19 protein-coding genes are annotated in these 16,341 nt (G+C 58.3%); 9 read left to right on the top strand and 10 right to left on the bottom strand.

The window, feature by feature from the left end; all coding sequences use genetic code 11:
• The first annotated feature begins 59 nt into the window (after positions 1 to 59).
• The 5 genes from ACP95_RS09710 (at position 60) to ACP95_RS09720 (ending at position 1,709) form a co-directional block, all read left to right on the top strand.
• Entirely contained in the window at positions 60 to 380 is a 321-nt protein-coding gene (locus tag ACP95_RS09710) for a hypothetical protein (RefSeq protein WP_049981020.1), read from the top strand.
• Positions 377 to 784, top strand: coding sequence for a DUF6166 domain-containing protein (locus ACP95_RS09715; protein WP_394324974.1), 408 nt, complete (start codon positions 377 to 379; stop codon positions 782 to 784). Before ACP95_RS09710 ends, ACP95_RS09715 begins: the two co-directional genes overlap by 4 nt.
• Positions 777 to 941, top strand: a complete 165-nt coding sequence (locus ACP95_RS15755; RefSeq protein WP_154018509.1) for a hypothetical protein — start codon at positions 777 to 779, stop codon at positions 939 to 941. Before ACP95_RS09715 ends, ACP95_RS15755 begins: the two co-directional genes overlap by 8 nt.
• A 280-nt stretch (positions 942 to 1,221) precedes the next feature.
• Positions 1,222 to 1,458, top strand: coding sequence for a hypothetical protein (locus ACP95_RS15760; RefSeq protein WP_154018510.1), 237 nt, complete (start codon positions 1,222 to 1,224; stop codon positions 1,456 to 1,458).
• A gap of 20 nt (positions 1,459 to 1,478) precedes the next feature.
• Complete coding sequence (locus tag ACP95_RS09720; protein WP_049981022.1) at positions 1,479 to 1,709, top strand: hypothetical protein; 231 nt, start codon at positions 1,479 to 1,481, stop codon at positions 1,707 to 1,709.
• 198 nt (positions 1,710 to 1,907) lie between these two features.
• Here the strand turns inward: ACP95_RS09720 and ACP95_RS09725 are convergent, their stop codons facing one another.
• From ACP95_RS09725 to ACP95_RS16620, 4 genes are all read right to left on the bottom strand, one after another.
• Positions 1,908 to 4,868 carry a type I restriction endonuclease subunit R gene (locus ACP95_RS09725; protein ID WP_049981023.1) on the bottom strand — a complete coding sequence of 987 codons (2,961 nt, stop codon included), beginning with the start codon at positions 4,866 to 4,868 and terminating at the stop codon, positions 1,908 to 1,910.
• A 41-nt stretch (positions 4,869 to 4,909) separates the two neighbouring features.
• Positions 4,910 to 6,211 (bottom strand): restriction endonuclease subunit S, encoded by a 1,302-nt coding sequence (locus ACP95_RS15335; RefSeq protein WP_082224641.1) that lies wholly within the window; start codon positions 6,209 to 6,211, stop codon positions 4,910 to 4,912.
• The gene (locus ACP95_RS09730) at positions 6,208 to 7,785 is read right to left on the bottom strand and encodes a type I restriction-modification system subunit M (RefSeq protein WP_237560428.1); all 1,578 of its coding nucleotides are present in this window, start codon (positions 7,783 to 7,785) and stop codon (positions 6,208 to 6,210) included. Before ACP95_RS09730 ends, ACP95_RS15335 begins: the two co-directional genes overlap by 4 nt.
• 564 nt (positions 7,786 to 8,349) lie before the next feature.
• Entirely contained in the window at positions 8,350 to 9,060 is a 711-nt protein-coding gene (locus tag ACP95_RS16620) for a hypothetical protein (protein WP_082224642.1), read from the bottom strand.
• A 53-nt stretch (positions 9,061 to 9,113) separates the two neighbouring features.
• Here ACP95_RS16620 and ACP95_RS09735 point away from each other — a divergent pair, with 53 nt between their 5' ends.
• Positions 9,114 to 9,821: a hypothetical protein gene (locus tag ACP95_RS09735; RefSeq protein ID WP_049981025.1), complete on the top strand. Its 708-nt coding sequence runs from the start codon at positions 9,114 to 9,116 to the stop codon at positions 9,819 to 9,821.
• Between the two features lie 56 nt (positions 9,822 to 9,877).
• Here ACP95_RS09735 and ACP95_RS09740 read toward each other — a convergent pair whose 3' ends face one another.
• The 3 genes from ACP95_RS09740 to ACP95_RS09750 form a co-directional block, all read right to left on the bottom strand.
• A complete protein-coding gene (locus tag ACP95_RS09740) occupies positions 9,878 to 10,537 on the bottom strand; it encodes a hypothetical protein (RefSeq protein ID WP_049981026.1) in 660 nt (219 codons plus the stop codon).
• Positions 10,538 to 10,833: 296 nt separating this feature from the next.
• Complete coding sequence (locus tag ACP95_RS09745) at positions 10,834 to 11,787, bottom strand: hypothetical protein (protein ID WP_154018511.1); 954 nt, start codon at positions 11,785 to 11,787, stop codon at positions 10,834 to 10,836.
• Positions 11,788 to 11,791: 4 nt separating this feature from the next.
• Positions 11,792 to 12,277, bottom strand: coding sequence for a hypothetical protein (locus ACP95_RS09750; RefSeq protein ID WP_161782065.1), 486 nt, complete (start codon positions 12,275 to 12,277; stop codon positions 11,792 to 11,794).
• A 674-nt stretch (positions 12,278 to 12,951) separates the two neighbouring features.
• Here ACP95_RS09750 and dpsA (ACP95_RS09755) point away from each other — a divergent pair.
• The 3 genes from dpsA (ACP95_RS09755) to ACP95_RS09765 are packed head-to-tail and all read left to right on the top strand — an operon-like array spanning position 12,952 to position 14,603.
• Entirely contained in the window at positions 12,952 to 13,485 is a 534-nt protein-coding gene (gene dpsA, locus ACP95_RS09755; protein ID WP_049981029.1) for a DNA starvation/stationary phase protection protein DpsA, read from the top strand.
• A 3-nt stretch (positions 13,486 to 13,488) separates the two neighbouring features.
• The gene (gene dpsA, locus ACP95_RS09760) at positions 13,489 to 14,061 is read left to right on the top strand and encodes a DNA starvation/stationary phase protection protein DpsA (protein ID WP_049981030.1); all 573 of its coding nucleotides are present in this window, start codon (positions 13,489 to 13,491) and stop codon (positions 14,059 to 14,061) included.
• A complete protein-coding gene (locus tag ACP95_RS09765) occupies positions 14,058 to 14,603 on the top strand; it encodes a ferritin-like domain-containing protein (RefSeq protein ID WP_049981031.1) in 546 nt (181 codons plus the stop codon). Before dpsA (ACP95_RS09760) ends, ACP95_RS09765 begins: the two co-directional genes overlap by 4 nt.
• Here ACP95_RS09765 and ACP95_RS16125 read toward each other — a convergent pair.
• From ACP95_RS16125 to ACP95_RS09775, 3 genes are all read right to left on the bottom strand, one after another.
• Complete coding sequence (locus ACP95_RS16125) at positions 14,600 to 14,752, bottom strand: hypothetical protein (protein ID WP_154018513.1); 153 nt, start codon at positions 14,750 to 14,752, stop codon at positions 14,600 to 14,602. The genes ACP95_RS09765 and ACP95_RS16125 overlap by 4 nt on opposite strands.
• 53 nt (positions 14,753 to 14,805) lie before the next feature.
• Positions 14,806 to 15,240, bottom strand: coding sequence for a hypothetical protein (locus ACP95_RS09770; RefSeq protein WP_049981032.1), 435 nt, complete (start codon positions 15,238 to 15,240; stop codon positions 14,806 to 14,808).
• A gap of 136 nt (positions 15,241 to 15,376) precedes the next feature.
• Positions 15,377 to 16,341 (bottom strand): ABC transporter permease (locus ACP95_RS09775; RefSeq protein ID WP_049981033.1); only part of this gene is annotated, 965 nt, incomplete at its 5' end.

The raw sequence follows: 16,341 nt of genomic DNA on the forward strand, positions 1-16,341 counted from the left end.
GCTCCGAGTCAATTCAGCCAGACGTAGAACCGCGGACGGTTCGCGCGGCTACGGAGCATATGACCGTCATCGAGGAGGCTCAAGCGGTGTTCTCGGTGACGACACAGTCCGGCTCCGAGTACAGGGTTGATCTGCGCGAGGGAGTCTGTTCCTGTCCCGACTACCGCAATCGAGAGCCAGATGGTGGGTGTAAGCATCTGCGCCGGACGCGGATGGAAGTTGGACAGGTTGATGTCGAGACGCTAGCCGCCGAACTCGAACGGACTGCTAGCAACCTCGAGATGAGTGCCGAGCAACTCGAACAGCATGCCCAGGATCTCAGCGAGGAAGCCGCGTCGCTGGAGGCTGCGATTGATCGGCTTCAGGGGGTGACTCCATGAGTCGTGACTCTTCGGTCTCGTCTGCGGGCGACCCTCGGCGACAGCCACCGAACACAAGTGGGGGGACGAGCGTGGCAGCAGGAGCTACCCATGTCTATTCTGGTCGCCGTAATCCGGGGATGCCCGTTGGTAAGGCGTGCTCAGTCACAGTCGATGGCGACTCACTCGACTGTCGATACGATCTCCTCTCGGCATCTCCGAGTGGATTCGAGTGGGGCTACGGAGGAAGCGGCCCTGCCCAGCTGGCAATCGCCATCCTCGCACATGCGTACGACGATGAGTTCGCTCGTGAATGGTGCCAGGAGTTCAAGCGTGACGTGGTCGCCGGACTTCCGGAGAACAGCTGGACGCTGACGAAGAGCGACCTCGACGAGTGGCGTCTGGAGGCGATCGCCGATGCTTGAACGACTCATGCGGTTCCTCCGGTGGGTGATGCGGGTGTGGTATCCGGTGCTACGGATACTGGGTCGGCTCACGGCTCAGGAAGATCGTGTCGAGCAGTGGATCTCGCTCTCGGAGGAGAACCTACAGAACACCCTGGACACGCTGGAGGAAGAATGAGCCGTCCAGACCCAGCGGCGGCGATGAACGGTGTCGAGACTGGGCATATCTGTGATAGGTGCTCTGCTCCGATACAGTCAGGGGAAAAAGCCGGGATGTATGTAACGTGGCACGACCGCGGGGGCTGGACACCCAGACGAACCTGGTGTCTGGAGTGTACGCCTGCGGAGATTGATCCTGCAACTGAATGTGCTGACGAAGCCATCCTCATCGGAGTGTTCTTGAGCCACCGACTGACCGGCCTCCGCGTCCGTGACCGATCTCCTCCGGAGGATTCGTGATGATTACGTTCAGCAAACACGGGACAGCACTGTGTCCGGATTGCGGGGCCTCGTTGGTCTACGGGACGAAGCAGGAACCGGCGGGCTGGAAGGTCTACTACGAGTGCAATGATCGGTGTGGATTCGAGCAGATGGCAGGATGGGTGAAGCTTTCCGAGATTACCCACCTGGATGACGTTCAAGCCCGTGCTGAGGCGATGGGTGACCGGTGGTCAGACCGTAACGATCAGGAGTAGGGACCAAGAAGCGATTGGCTATGAGGCGCTTCGAGGTCGGTGATCGTGTTCGGGTTGACATCCCGGACACGACAGATCCCGACTTCGACCGGTTCCATGGACGACACGGCGAGATAGTGGACATACTGATGGATGATGCAGACCGTGAAACCAGCGACCAACGGGATACCCACTTGTTTACTGTGGAGTTCGACGATGGGTCAACGCACGGGTTCCGCTGGCGAGACCTTCGGCCCGCACAAAAGAAGTGAGTGATGGGGCAAATTGCCGGACACTTCACGAGCTAGAGGGCTCACTGGCCGAGTGCTACAGCGGAAGATTCTCTCATCGACGACTGGATTGACGAGGTGCTTGATATACTCCACATTGGGCGCAGGAGTCTCTGTCTCTCCCTAACTGTGGATTTCGTTGACGTCCGCTGCCGTGTTCTCATCCACTTCCATTATAACTCAGGCGCCTGCGTCGCTGTAGAGAGCTTCAGCTTGTTGCATTACTGGAGAGATGAGTGGCTCGTACTGACTGTGAGTAAGCCCTTTCTTCCGGAGCACGCTTTTCATCTGCATCTTTACCTGAGCACGCATCTGATTGCGGTTCGTCCAATCGAGTTTTGCCTCCTTACGCAAAAGATCGCGAAGTTCGGTAGCGATGTCGATGAGGTCTTCATCGGAGATCTCTACGGTCGTGTTCTCAGACACTGCATCGTAGAACGCCAGCTCCTCCTCTGAAAGACCGAGTTCATCCATACGGGAATCAGTCTGTTGTAGCTCTGCGGCATACCGTTTCAGCTGTGAGATGACCTCATCTGTCGTAAGGAACTGCTTGTTATACTCCTCTAGCGTCTCTTCGAGCTCTTTCTCAAATGACTCGTATTTCGTCAGGTTTCGCTCCTTCCGGGTTTCGATCTCGCTTCGGAGGAGTTTCTCCAGAAGTCGCACTTGGAGACGCGTTTCTTCGACCTGCTCCACATCAGCGAGGAACTCGTCGTTCAGGATTGGCTTCTCCGAGGACCACTTGTCAAAACCAGTCACGGTTACGATGTCGTCAGCTGAGACTCCCTCTTGAATGACTTCCTTGAGTGCAGACTCGTACGAACCGGTAGTCCCGTTCTTTGGCGAGGTGTCTTTGAGACCGTTCCGAACGCCTTTGAAAAACAGGAGGTCGGAACGAATCTCTTGGGCCGCTTGGTGTGGCATTACGAGTCCGTACACCCGTTCGAGCTCCGCGACCGTGTCCATGAACTCCTGTTCTTTCTCCTCGGTGGCGATCACTTCACTTTGTGCGCGTTGGTAGAGACGGCTTAGTTCCAACTTCTCCAGGTCACGCCAATTCTCGTACTCTACTCCGGAGAGGAAGCTAGCTACACGTTCATGTTTCCGGTGGAGTAGCTCGATGGCCGTCTCGAGATCTGTCATCGCAGTTTCGTGGATGTCCGAGGTGTACTTGTCGAGTGCCCGCTTGAGATCCTCGGCAATACCGATATAGTCCACGATGAGACCACCCGGCTTGTCGTTGTACACGCGATTGACGCGGCCGATGGTCTGGAGGAGATTGTGGTTCTTCATCGGCCGGTCGATGTACATCGTATGCATCGGCGGACAGTCGAACCCGGTTGTCCACTTATCGCAAACGACGACGAGTTCGAGCGGGTCGTCGGGGTCCTTGTACCGGCGCTTCAGCCGTTCTTCGGGAACGGGGTCATCAATGTACTCCTCAGGATCGGAGATGACGACTGCGACCTCCGGCGCATCGGGGTTCGCCTCGATTCGGTTCTTGTACTCGACTGCTGCTTTCCGGCTGATGGCGACGACCATTCCCTTCCCCTCGATCCCTCTGTCGTTGAAGTGAGAGACGATGTCGTCGGCGATGCGCTGCAAGCGTTTCTCGCTGTGCTCGATGACGGTTCTGAGCGTCGTCCATTTCTCGGTGAGCTCAGATTCCAGATCCTCGTCCGCAGAGTCCATCACCTCTCGTACGCGGTCAGCGATCTCCTCACGGTTGAGCTCGAGCTTGGCGAATCGGGACTCGTAGTAGATCGGGACGGTTGCACCGTCAGCTTCCGCACGGTCGATGGTGTACTGACTGACGTAGCTTCCGAACGTGTCTTTCGTGGCACGGTCGCCTTCATGGATAGGAGTCGCGGTAAACCCGAGATACGCAGCGTTCGGAAGTGCGACCCGGAGGTTGTAGCCGAGTTCCTGTGTCTGTGAGCGGTGGGCTTCGTCGGCGATGACGATCACGTCCTCGCGCTCGTTGACTGTCGGGAAGTCGGTCTCTTCACCGACCGTCTGAAACTTCTGTACAGTCGTGAACACGATACCCCCGGCTTCGCGGTCGAGCAGCCCTCGGAGGTCGTCGATACTGTCGGCCCAATCGACGGAAAATCCGGCATCGACGAACGTATCGTGGAGCTGTTCGTCGAGTTCGTTCCTGTCGGTGACGACGACGAACGTCGGGTTCTCGAACTGCGACTCACGGCGGATCTTCCGCACGTAGAACACCATCGAGAGCGATTTCCCAGAGCCCTGAGTGTGCCAGAACACTCCAGCACGGCCCAGCTCGGACCCCAGCGCATTGCCGGTGCTCTCGACGGCCTCACGGACGCCGTAGAACTGGTGATACCCAGCGAGCAGTTTCGTCAGCGAGCCGTCACTGTCGCTGTAGACGACAAACCCCTCGATGAGGTCGAGCAGGCGCTCCGGCTCGAACGCACCGCGGAGCAGCGTTTCCTGTTCGCTGTACTCCTCAGGCTCGTCACCTTCCTCCTCGACATACCGCCACGGCCGGAACCACTCCCAGCCGGCGTCCAGACAGCCCAGCTTCGCCGACGTAAGATCCATCAGCCCGATGAGCTCGTTGTAGCGGAACAGGTCAGGAATGTCCTTCCGGTACCGGGTACACACCTGTTCGTAGGCGTTCTCCAGCGTGGCGCTCGGGTTGGTCGGGTCCTTGAACTCGAGCACCGCGATGGGAAGCCCGTTGCAGAACACCACCATATCGGGACGCCGCCGTGGGCCGTCGCCGAGTTTGACGGAGAACTGCGTGGAGACGAGCCAGTCGTTGTTCCCTGGATTGTCGAAGTCGATGGCGTGGACGAACCGGCCGCGTTCCTCGCCGTCCTGTTCGTACTCAACGTGAATCCCGTTGGTAAGCATCTCATGGACACGGCGGTTGTCCCGTAGCAGGTCCGGCGAGTGAACGCTCAGTAGGTCCTTGATCGCCTCATTGCAGGCTGAACGCGGAACCTCGGGGTTGAACGCGTGGACGTGTTCACGCAGACGCTCGCGCAGTACCACGTCCCCGAGCGACTCGCGCTCGTCGGCGAGCTCCGGTCCGGGAACGTGGGTGTAGCCCAGTTGTTCGAAAACCTCGATGGCGGGCTCTTCAGCAAGCCCGAGTTCGTCGAGCGCCATTCTTGTAAGCTCGTTGTAGGGCAGGGGTTTTGGTGTTTCCCCTACGTCGGCAGTCGGATTTCGCCTGAGAGGAGTTTGGGGAGGATTGTATTCCTCAGTTCTGAGAGTGTAGCTGACTCTTGTCTTTTTAGTTCTACCATCTTGAATAGCGGTTCTGAAGCTGAAAGATATGCCTCCAGAGAGTCTTCATCTGGAACTGGGATATACGTATCCTCTGTAATTGATGACGAGAAACTCAGCACCGTCGTACCCGAGGCATACGATTCAGCAGTTTGTTTAAAGTATTCTGATAAGAAATACGGGTATAGATATTCTGTGGGTAAATCTGAATCAACTATCTTGTATAGATGGTGTGAGAATATCATCTCGTTAGCTCCGAAATCGGGAACAACGAGCGGTGATCCCAATATGTCTGCATCCTGTGTCATGTCCGTATGTGAGATCACCAACTCACCTGGTGAGATTTTATAGCGCTCTTTGGCTGTGCCTGTGAAGTATTTCATATTACTCCCAGTAAACCCCCCTCCCGGCGAAATATTTCCTAGATTGACCATTGGAATTCCGTTACCTTCCTCATTGGTATTCTCTCCTTTATAGGAGTATCCGCGTTGTAGCGAGAGAACCTCTGATAAGGTCTTCAGGTCGAATTTTTCGGGGAGCTTTCCGATTTCTGTTTCTTGGAATTTGCTATATGGACCGAAGTCAACGAACAGATATTTGAAAAGAATCTCCACCATTTCCTCTGACTTTTCCAAAATAGTGGAATTCTCGACCCCTCGGTCATCTAGCGCTGCTAAAAGATTACCCATAGCATCTTGTTCCTGTATAGGTGGAACGGCAACTAGGAGTTCGTCTAGTTCATCCCAGTCGGCTCTCGGCATGCGCGTACCAGTTGAAGTTTTATCAGCATATTGGATAAATTCCTCTCTGAATAAGGTATATAGTAAGAAGTGGCGGGAAACACCCTCTACTGGCTCGAATACATTTATATCAGTAGAGCATATTCCTTCGAAATCTGCCAAGACCACTTTCCTAAATATGGGTCGGAGTTTCCCGAATAATACGTCATTCGGCTCAAATTCATACTTATGGCTATTTACTTCCTGAGCGTAACCATGCTCTTCAATTCGTGTTTCGCCTTTCTTCAGATGTTTTAAACTAATATAGGCCTCTGACTCCATGTCTGTCGGGTCCACCCGACTATTTTTCAGGTGTTTAATATCCCCTAATCTCACAACTTTCCATTCCGGTGGAACTTCTTCGGGCAATAAGGGCTCTTGAGATAGATCTGCGTTCTCATATGTCTGCTCTGGGACTACATCAAGTGATTCGTAGTCGCTCAAAACCCTAGCTCCTCCAGGTTCGTCTCTATCTCTTCCTGAAGCGTGTTCGAGCGCTGGAACTGTTCCCGGAGTTCTGCACTGAGTTCCTCCATCTTCACTTCGAAGGGAACGCCATTGTCCTCCTCCCGCCGGATGCCGACGTATCGACCGGGCGTAATCATGTAGCCGTTATCGGCGATATCGTCAGTCGTCGCGACCGAACAGAACCCGGTTTTGTCCTCGTACTCGTCGCCGGCGTCCTCGCCACGGTAGGCCCGTACCGTCTCAGCGACTTTCGAGATATGCTCCTCTTTCAGCACGTTCTGGGTGCGATCGACGCTCTCGTACATGTCCGAGGCGTCGATGAACAGTGTCTCGTCCGAGCGCGCGCGGTACTCGTCGCCATCCTCGCCTTTCCCTTTCGAGAGAATCCAGAGACAGACCGGAATCGATGTGGTATAGAACAGCTCCCCCGGCAAGGAGACCACGGCGTCGAGTAGGTCGTCCTCGATAATCTTCTCGCGGATCTCGCCCTCCGTCCCCTGAACCGACATGGAGCCGTTGGCCATCACCGTGCCAGCCATGCCGTCCTCCTCCAGATGGTAGAGCATGTGCTGGATGAACGCGAAGTTCGCGTTGTTGGAAGGTGGCATGCCGTACTCGAATCGCGGGTCGTCGTCCGCGACGGTGTCCTTCCCCCACTCGCTCATGTTGAACGGCGGGTTGGTGATAACGGTATCCGCGTGTAGGCGCGAGAATTTGTCGTCGCGGATGCTGTCGCCGAGTTCGATGCGGCCCTCGATCCCCCGCAGATAGAGGTTCATCTTGCAGATGCGCCATGTGGCCTCGTTGATCTCCTGGCCGTACAGCGAGAGCTGACCCGCGTCGCCGTTGTGACGCTGTAGGAAGTTGTGACTCTGGACGAACATCCCACCCGAGCCACAGAAGGGGTCGAAAATGCGTCCCTCGTAGGGCTCGAGGATCTCGACGAGTAACTCGACGACGTGCTTCGGGGTATAGAACTCCCCGCCACGGTGGCCTTCCTTCCGGGCGAACTCCTTGATGAAGTACTCGTAGACACGACCGAACACGTCGCGGTCTTGGTCCGCCATGTCCTGATCGCCGCCGAGGTCCAGATTTGCGAACTCGTTCAGCAGTCCCTCAAGGGTGTCCTGCGGAATCCGGGAGTACTGCTTGGCCAGCATCCCCTCGAGCTGGGTGTTCTCGTCCTCGACCGCTCGCATTGCGTCGTCCACCATGACGCCGATTTCTGGGTCCGTCGCGTTCGCCTGGAGATGCTCCCAGCGAGCTTCCTCCGGAACGTAGAACACGTTCTCGGCGTAGTAGGAGTCCTTATCGTTCAGGATGAACTCCCGTTCCTCCTCGTCGCCATCACAGTAGTAGACTGAGTCCGGGTCGCGCGTCAGTTCCTCCAGTTCTGCCTGCCGACGCTCGAACGCGTCGGACATGTACTTCAGGAACAGCAGTCCGAGCACGATATGCTTGTACTCGGCTGCCTCGACCGGTCCTCGAAGCTTCTCGGCAGATTGCCAGAGACCCCGCTCGAACTTCCCGTCGTCTCCGTTAATACTCACGACAGTACCCATCGCTGAAGCGTCCAAAAGCCCTTCGGAGATCTAGTTGGTTCGCACTTCGGTCAAAACAACGATTGGCTGTGAGTAATACCGCTCTCTGACCTGGCGACGTACTGGTTGATGTAAAGCGGAACGGGTGCTGGAAATGAAGATCGGCGAAGAAGCTGTTAGTAGGGACTGAACAGTAAAGCATCCGCTTAAACAAGGATTCGTAAGCTGCGTTACCGGGTCCGACCACCGAGGTGCCACTGCTGTCAGCGTCGGAAGCCAGAGAGACGAGGGTTTTCAATGTAGAGGCCGGCTCAGCTAACCGGCAACTCGACCTCGAAATATCCGTTATTAGGGATTTAGTAATGGGTATTTCGAAGTAGCCATTGTATTGCGATTATCAGAAGACGGCTCTGACAGCATCGCGCCGATGTCTCCTAATTTCTGCCTCCAGCGTCTGAAGACATTAGATTTGCCGGGATCAGTGTTCGCTTATTATATTGTAGTACAACGAGAGAGCCGTACCTCCCGGATTAAACCGATTTAGCCACCAGAACGGCTGTTCCGGCGTGGATCTTACGGTGGTGTTGTCTCCTCAACAGCCGCTTCCAGGCGGTCCAGAAAGGCTGGGTCGTACTCTTCCTCGATGTGGTTGATATTCCACAGGCCTGAGTCGCTAATCTCCCTTCGAGGACTATCACTCCCGAGCCAGTCCTTGCTCCGAGGATCGAGAGAGGCCTTCCGGTAGTTGCTAACCAATGCGATTGCGTTCCGTTCGAGGTATGCACGGTCGCTTTGAGGGCTTGGCTCGTCGTCGATGTCTAACCACAGGAAGGGGAGATCACGGATGTACCCGCTCACACGACGCTCGTGTTCCAGCTCCGCAAGGCGACGTTCGCGTCCAGCGCTGGAACCTTCGCCCCAGTCCGGATACTGTTCGTGAAGACCGTCCCGTTCGATCATCGCCTCGCCGATACGCTTTCGGAATACCGAACCCCGATGATTGCCACCGCCCTCGTAGGTCCCGCTGTTCGCTCCACGGTGTGTGCGGAGACGGTTCCAAAGGGATGTGCCTGAGCCAGCGGAGACCGCATGGGTTCCGATTCGCGTCAATCGGAGCTGGTTGGTCGTTTCCCGTCGTTCGTCATCGGCGAAAAAGAAGTAGACGCCGCGGTCAGGCCAGTCCATATAGCCGGTGCAGTCACCGAGCTGTTGTTTCCCACCAACTCGATCTTCGAGCACCGAGAGAAGACGGTACAGTCGGTCGAGATCTGATTGCCGCGACATGGGAGGTAGCGTTAACGGTCAAGACTATCAGAGCACCATGTGAATATCTATCTATGTCGGTGCTCGTCCTATCTGCCTGTTCGGGTGACAAGGAGATCGACGACCCCGAGATCGTCTGCGATGACATCGATAGCACATCCAGATCCGCTCTTGTAGACAAATACGCCGAGACTTCGTTGCCAGCCGAGACGCTCTATACTGGCGATGAACACGAGTACGTTAAGGCGGCTGTTGATCGCTTTCGCGAGATGGCCGACGTAGACTGGCGGATCATCTCAGCAGGGTTTGGGCTGGTTCGTCCCGAGACCAAACTGCCGGCGTATGAGTGTACGTTCAATGACGACGATGCGGTTCGTCGCCGAGCAGTGCGGTTCGGATACGATTCAAGCGATCTGACCAAGGCAGGACGAATACAAGCGGTGGCTGAGGAACTGGGTATCCCGAGAAACATAGAGAAGTGCCTGACCGACAGCCCCGATGTAACGTTCGTGGTGCTTGGAGAGGAGTACCTACTCTCTGCGGAATCCGCCCTCTCATCGATACCCGATGAAACGACTGCGTTCGCGTTCGCCCCAAAGGGGACCCGGGACTTGATCGGTGACTGTCAGTGGATCCCGTCCACAGAGACAGAACGCGAAGCCCTCGGCACGACATGGATGCGGCTCAAAGGCCGTCAACTACGGAACGTAGCGAGCAACCTGACGACCATCACCGAGATTCAGAGCGGCGAAGATCTCCGAGAGCTCAGCATTCGGGAGTAACGCGAGTGTTCAGTAATCTGTTCTCCAGAGGTAGTTTCGGCCACCAAGGCGGATAACTACTCAATCCAGCGGGAGAGGTCAGCGAGTTCGCCATCGATGATCTCCGAACTCAGATACGACATTTGCTTTTGTAACTCCTCGACCTTGTCTCGGTTTGCGCCCCAGTTGGCGTGGAACCAGACGCGGTAGCAGTTCAGTCGGATGCCATCTTGGACGGCACGGAACGCTCGGATGTCGTGGTCGAGTTCTCGCAACCTCGCATCACAGAAATCCATCAGCGTCTGGAACACCTTCTCGTGGTAGCACAGGAGGTGATACGTCCCCTGCTCGAGACGGTTCAGTTGCTGTAGAAAGTTCTCGACATCGTCCGAGGTCGGATCAACGTTACCAGAATCCGCATCAACGATGCGCTCAACCAGATCTGTCATGTAGGCTCCTTCGAGGTCAGCTCCCTCAACGAAATCGCGGAACTGGTCGTTACGGTGTTTCGGAGCGGTGGAGTGGAAGTTCTGGTAGTTGGACGGTAGATGGGTTGATGGGTTCAGCGAGAGCAACACAACCGACGGTCGCAAGCGGTCCCGGTTGCGCTTGATGAACTCGTAGAACTCCTCTGGATCCTCCTCGATACAGCCCTCGTCAGGGAACTCCGGACTCCACAGCGCCCAACTTGATGTCGGGTACTCGTCTTTCAGCGTCTCCAGCCTGCTGACATCCATTGTGAGAGTGTACCGACGCCAGAATGTTTAACGTATCTCTCCCAACAGTTCCGCATGCGAAGACTTCTCGGTAAGTTATGCCCTGGACGCGCCGGGTGCTGTCAGCCTCGTAAGCCGGACAGGGTACTTCTACTCAGAGGTCGGCTCAGCTAACCGGCAATCGCACTTCGAAATACCCGCTATTAGATCCTCAATAACGTCTATTTCGAAGTACCCGGTATCGGGTGATTCTTCTCGATCACTACTGACAGCAGGTTACCGATTCTGAACTTCTTGGGTCTATGAAACCTTATCGCTCAGACTGGTGTCTGGCTGGCCACGTCCGCGTACACATCAGCATCACCATAGAACAGATCATCCTCCTTGTGCACAACCTTCGCTCGTGCGAGTTCGTTCAGTTTCTTCTCCACGGTGAACTTGTGCACATGGTCATCTCCATACACCGTATGCAGGTTATCTGTGATTGTCTCAACATCCAAATGGAGATCGGGTTTATCACGCTGTAACGCGCTGTAATAGTACGACCCCGCATACTTCGGATAGTGCTGAAGCAGCGTCAGATTCAGCTCATCTTTGAGAGTGTGGTAGGCTCTTTGAACAATTTGCCCCAACACCAGTTTGCTGAACTCATCCGACTCAATCTCTAGCTCATCATGCGCGTTCAGATTCTCGTCAGTGTACAAATCACCCTCTGACCGACGAATGAAGTTAGTCTGGTCAAGCACGTGCAGGTACATTTCGGTCTGATCAACGCTACCCCGCCCACGCATCGCGAAAATCTCCTCCTCGTCAACCGGTTGCTTCTCACGCACAGCCCACAAAATGTCCTTCACACCCGTCAACTGCGTTTGCACAGGCCCGAAAGACGCTAATTCCTCATAGATAGACTTCGCCATCGTGGTATCAAGTTGCCGCGCCACCATTTTCTTCCGGTCAACGAACCCGTCATGGATTTCGCTACGGTTCGGCAATTCAATTAGATACCCATTATCTGTCGCCTCTGCACTCAGCGTGAATATCGGCTTGTACGAGATGAACTTCAGAACCCGGTCACGGTCTCGACAGTCACTAACGTCCTTCGGAACTTGGTTTCCAAGCTTAATCGTAACCGAGTCATCCATCACATCGTACTTCGTGACAAACAATCCGCGCCCGAACCGGCGCTTAAGTTTCAATTCGACTTCGTCTTCGATGTCCGCAGGTTCATCGAACCTAATTTTCGACCGAGGTTCTGTAGTTGGACTCGACATAGATTTAGTCCTCTGAAGCACCGTCAATGTCGGTCACTTCGTACCCGCGGCGCGCCAGCCAGAGCGTCCAGCGCTCCTCGTAATCACCACTCCAGAGTTCAACAAAATCCATGAGTGGCCATCGGTACGGTGCGTCTTCGACACCCGGTTGCTTCTCGTGGTATGTTTCGTACGGATCGTAATACAATATCTCTTCGCTATTCACCTTATACGGAATCACTACGTGTGCGAGCTCACGCTCGACAGCGGGCTGGACGTGGTATCCATCAATCCGCTCGGCAACCGCATCGAAGTACGTCGGATCGAGTTCCACAATCGGCAATGAGGTGCTGTCATTCTCGATAATGTTCTCGAGCCTGTCGAGATTCATTTCGGGAGCGGTCTCGACAACAGTCTCATAGCCGTAGTCTGTGAGTTCGTTTGTAAGGCGTTCAGGAATGAGATCCTCTTCACATTGCAGGCCTCGTTTGTACCCACAGACCTCGTTCACTTCGCTCAGACTCATTGACATCCCATTCTTGTCTTTCCTAGTGGCGAGTCTATCACGATGTTTTTGACGGCTGCTGGATAGCACTGATCCTCGAAGTGCTGGGCGTGGAAATCCCCGATTTCGGCTTGGAAGTTTTCTTCTTCGGTTTGTGTGATGGTCACAGCTAACAGCCCCGGATGAGTCTGAATTATTGTCAGGTTGAGATATATGTTATGGTACCACTCTAACGCTTAGCACGTCCTCAAGTCCCTCGGACAGCTTGATGTTGAGTTTCAACTATAACGTGCCGACAGGCAAAAGGGGCGTCAGACCTCCTGAACGAAGGTCAGTGCCCGTACTGTAGGCATCATCACCGGACGCCCCCCGGTGACGCAGTGGATGCGACAAGCGTCACGTTGACCCAGCAACCATCAGATTGTCCATACCGATAGCACACGCTCCGGCGATTTGGGCGAAATGGGAGTTAGAGGCTCTATATCTTCCCGAATCGCCGTTTCAATGTTATATATAATATCGAACTGTTCCGGGCGACATTTTCATCGCCGTAGCGACGGCTGAGAGAAACCCGGCCGGAGCGAGCGGAAAACGGCAGTTTTGGCCGGGCTAAACCCTGAATATCGGCAGTTTCGCGGCTACAAGATTTATTAGCCTCGCCGCCCAACCTGTAACCAGCCATGAGTACCCAGAAAACCGCCCGACAGAAAGCTGGCACCGTCGAGGAGAACCCCGTCCGCATCGACACGGAGAAGGCCGAGCAGATCGTCGACGCGCTCAACCGCGACCTGGCGTCGACGTACGTGCTCTACCACCAGGTGCGCAAGCACCACTGGAACGTCGAGGGCGCCGAGTCCGGCGACCTGCACGAGTTCCTCGACGACGCCGCGGAGACGCTCGAGGGCCACGCCGACGCCATCGCCGAGCGCGCGCAGGCGCTCGGCGGCGTCCCCGTCGCGGGCCCGGCCGCCCAGGAGGAGCACGCCTACGTTGAGTTCGAGGGCGAGGACGTGTACGCCATCCGCGACTCGCTCGAGGCCGACCTCGACGCCTACGGCGACGTGATCGAGAACGTCCGCGAGCACGTCGGGCTCGCCACGGATCTCGGCGACTACGCGACCGCCGAACTCCTCCGCGAGGTGCTCGAGGACCTGGAGGAGGACGCCCACGACATCGACCACTACCTCGAGAACGACACGCTCGTCCAGGAGTAAGCCGTGTCCGAGCCCAAACGCGGGCGGCTCGTCCGCGACCTGCCGGACGGGACCGTCCGACAGGAGGCGGGAACCGTCGAGGAGAGCGCGGTCCGGCTCGACCCCGACGACGCCGCCGAGATGGTGGAGGCGCTGAACGCCGTCCACGCCGGGGCGTTCAACTTGTTCTATCTCGTGCGGAAACACTACTGGAGCGCCGAGGGGGCAGAATCCGGCGCCGTCGCCGAGTTCTACGGGGAGGCGTACCGACGGCTCCGCGAGATCGACGACGCCGTCGCCCGGCGCGTCACGGAGCTTGGCGGCGTCCCGGTGAGCACGCCGCCGGAGATCCAGGAGTACGCCCCGGTCCACCTCGAGGCCGAGCATCTGTACAGCCTGCGCGCCTCGCTCGAAGGTGATCTGGCGGCGTACGCCACGCTGGCGGCGGGCGTGCGCGACGCCGTCGACGTCGCCGACGCCATCGGCGAGGAGGCGAGCCGCGAACTGCTCGAGGACCGGCTGGAGACGATCGAGGACGACGCGCACACGATCGAGCGCTTCGTCGAGGACGACACGCTCGTGGAGGGGGAGCGATGAGCGCGCCACACCTGCGCTCGCCCGACGAGGACGAGCGCCGCCGCCGCTGGGGCGAGGTCGGCGACAACGAGCTCCGACTGGACCCCGGGGCCGCCGCCGCGGTGATCGGCGACCTGAACCGCTGTCTCTCGGGGCTGTACATCCTGTTCAACCAGCTCCGCAAACACTACTGGACCCTCGAGGGCGCCGAGTCCCGGCAGGTCACGGAGCGCCTGGAGGCGAGCGCCGACCGCCTGAGCGACCTGACCGACGAGCTCGCGCTCCGGGTCCACGCGCTCGGCGGCGTCCCCGTCAACGGCCCGATGGGGATCCGCGAGCACGCCCCGATGCGGATCGAGGGCGGCGACGTGTACGGCCTCCGCGACGCGCTGGGCAACGACCTCGACGGCTACGCGACGCTCGCGGTCACGTTCCGCGAGGCGATCGAGACGGCCCGCGAGGTCGGCGACAAACGGACGGCGGAGACGCTGGAAGAAGGACTCCTCCGCATCGAACGCGACGCACACACCGTCGAGCGATACCTCGGCGACGACGGCCTCTAAGGCCGGATCTCTACGGTCAGGTCCGTCGAGATCCAGCCGTCCTCGTTGCCGTCCTCGGTGAACACGGTCCGATCGGTCGAGAGACAGTGGGCGTTCACGACCGGGAGATCGTCGCCCTCCGCAGCCGTGACCCGCTCCTTCGTCGACATTGAGTGGATTTAGGGGGACCTAAAGACAAAAGCCTTCGGATCGCGGCGTCGCGCTACATCCGGCCGTCGTCGCCGCCCTGGGTCATGATGACGCCGCTGATCAGCATCAGGACGGCGAGCGCGACCATCCCGGCGTCCCAGCCCATGCCCGCCATGCCGCCGGTGGTACCGTCCATCCCGCCGCCCATCGTGCCGCCGTCCATGCCCCCGTTCATCCCGCCCATCCCGCCGGTCATCCCGGTCCCGACGAGCGCCTGGTTCAGCAGCATCAGCACCGAGTAGCCGATCATCAGCGGGCCGCTGGCGTCGCCGAGGCGGTCGGCGTAGTCGGTGAGCAACAGGACGCCGTGGACGAGCACGACGACGCCGAGCAGCGCCATCAGCCAGCCGCTCGACCCCATCGCCGTCGCCGTCGACGCGCTCCACAGCGAGTAGCCGCCCGAGACGACGCCGATCGCCGCGCCGTACAGCCGCGTGTCCGAGACCATACCGACGGTGGGGCCGGCAGTCGCTTAAACGCCCGGCCGAGCCCCTGGCTGGCGGGACGGTCGTCGACGAACTACCCACGAGAACCGCGGGGCGAAGGGAGGGCCGAAGCAGCGGGGGGAGGGCCGAAGCTGGGGACTACTCGTGTCGCAGCGCGTCGATCGGGTCGGTTCGGGCAGCGTCCCACGCCGGGTAGATCCCGGAGACGATGCCCACGCCGACGCCGACGGCGATCGCGATCGCGAACCACTCGGGCGCGAACGAGACGGGCAGGTCGATCAGCTGCGCGGCCGCGTAGCCGCCGGCCAGTCCGACCACCGTGCCCAGCACCGAGCCGATGACGCCGAGGATGATCGACTCGACGAGGAACAGCTGGACCACGTCGCGGCGCGTCGCGCCGACGGCCTTCATGATCCCGATCTCGCGGGTGCGCTCGGTGACGGAGACGAGCATCATGTTTGCGATGCCGATGGCGCCGACGAGCAGCGAGATCACCGCGATCCCGGTGATGAAGTTGGTGAACGTGCTGAGGATGCTCTGGATCTGTTCGACCAGCGCGTCGTTGGTCGTGAGCGAGATCTCGTAGGAGGCGGGTTTGAGCTGGCTGGCGTCGGAGTCGTTCTGCAGGTACTCACGCGCCGGCGTCTCGACGGACTCGACCTGCTCGTAGCTCTCCGCCCGGATCGTGAGCCGGGGGTACGCCCGCTCGCGCTCGCCGGTCGCCGGGCTCTCGGCGGTGGTCGTGTAGAACGGGTCGGTCGGGACGTAGATCGCGGGCGTCGCGCCGCCCCCGCCGACGGCGGCGAAGCCGGTCGACTCGTTCAGCACGCCGGCGACGGTGAGCGTCCGGGAGTCGTTCTCGGAGATCTCGACGGTGATCTCGTCGCCCGCGGAGACGTTCTCCTCGAACATCCGGGCGGCGGCGGGGTTGAGCACGGCCTCGTTCTCGCCCGCGGTGAACGCCTCGCCGGAGGCGAACTCGTCCGTCCCGAAGGAGGCGGCGGTCGTCGCGGTCACCGCCGGCCACCTGATCCGGTCGTCGCGGTACTCCAGCCCCGCGATCCCGACCTGTCCCGTCGGATGACGGCGTCGACGCCGTCGAT

The organism is Halolamina rubra, from assembly GCF_000739555.1.
Taxonomy (GTDB): Archaea; Halobacteriota; Halobacteria; order Halobacteriales; family Haloferacaceae; genus Halolamina; species Halolamina rubra.

What these genes read in the sequence shown, in the direction of transcription:
- ACP95_RS09770 (WP_049981032.1), bottom strand. Translation starts at nt 15,240, where the DNA reads ATGGTCTCGGACACGCGGCTGTACGGCGCGGCGATCGGCGTCGTCTCG.
- ACP95_RS09745 (WP_154018511.1), bottom strand. Translation starts at nt 11,787, where the DNA reads ATGTCGAGTCCAACTACAGAACCTCGGTCGAAAATTAGGTTCGATGAA.
- ACP95_RS09765 (WP_049981031.1), top strand. Translation starts at nt 14,058, where the DNA reads ATGAGCGCGCCACACCTGCGCTCGCCCGACGAGGACGAGCGCCGCCGC.
- ACP95_RS09715 (WP_394324974.1), top strand. Translation starts at nt 377, where the DNA reads ATGAGTCGTGACTCTTCGGTCTCGTCTGCGGGCGACCCTCGGCGACAG.
- dpsA (WP_049981029.1), top strand. Translation starts at nt 12,952, where the DNA reads ATGAGTACCCAGAAAACCGCCCGACAGAAAGCTGGCACCGTCGAGGAG.
- ACP95_RS09735 (WP_049981025.1), top strand. Translation starts at nt 9,114, where the DNA reads ATGTCGGTGCTCGTCCTATCTGCCTGTTCGGGTGACAAGGAGATCGAC.
- ACP95_RS16620 (WP_082224642.1), bottom strand. Translation starts at nt 9,060, where the DNA reads ATGTCGCGGCAATCAGATCTCGACCGACTGTACCGTCTTCTCTCGGTG.
- ACP95_RS09710 (WP_049981020.1), top strand. Translation starts at nt 60, where the DNA reads ATGACCGTCATCGAGGAGGCTCAAGCGGTGTTCTCGGTGACGACACAG.
- ACP95_RS15755 (WP_154018509.1), top strand. Translation starts at nt 777, where the DNA reads ATGCTTGAACGACTCATGCGGTTCCTCCGGTGGGTGATGCGGGTGTGG.
- ACP95_RS09740 (WP_049981026.1), bottom strand. Translation starts at nt 10,537, where the DNA reads ATGGATGTCAGCAGGCTGGAGACGCTGAAAGACGAGTACCCGACATCA.
- ACP95_RS16125 (WP_154018513.1), bottom strand. Translation starts at nt 14,752, where the DNA reads ATGTCGACGAAGGAGCGGGTCACGGCTGCGGAGGGCGACGATCTCCCG.
- ACP95_RS09720 (WP_049981022.1), top strand. Translation starts at nt 1,479, where the DNA reads ATGAGGCGCTTCGAGGTCGGTGATCGTGTTCGGGTTGACATCCCGGAC.
- ACP95_RS15760 (WP_154018510.1), top strand. Translation starts at nt 1,222, where the DNA reads ATGATTACGTTCAGCAAACACGGGACAGCACTGTGTCCGGATTGCGGG.
- ACP95_RS09725 (WP_049981023.1), bottom strand. Translation starts at nt 4,868, where the DNA reads ATGGCGCTCGACGAACTCGGGCTTGCTGAAGAGCCCGCCATCGAGGTT.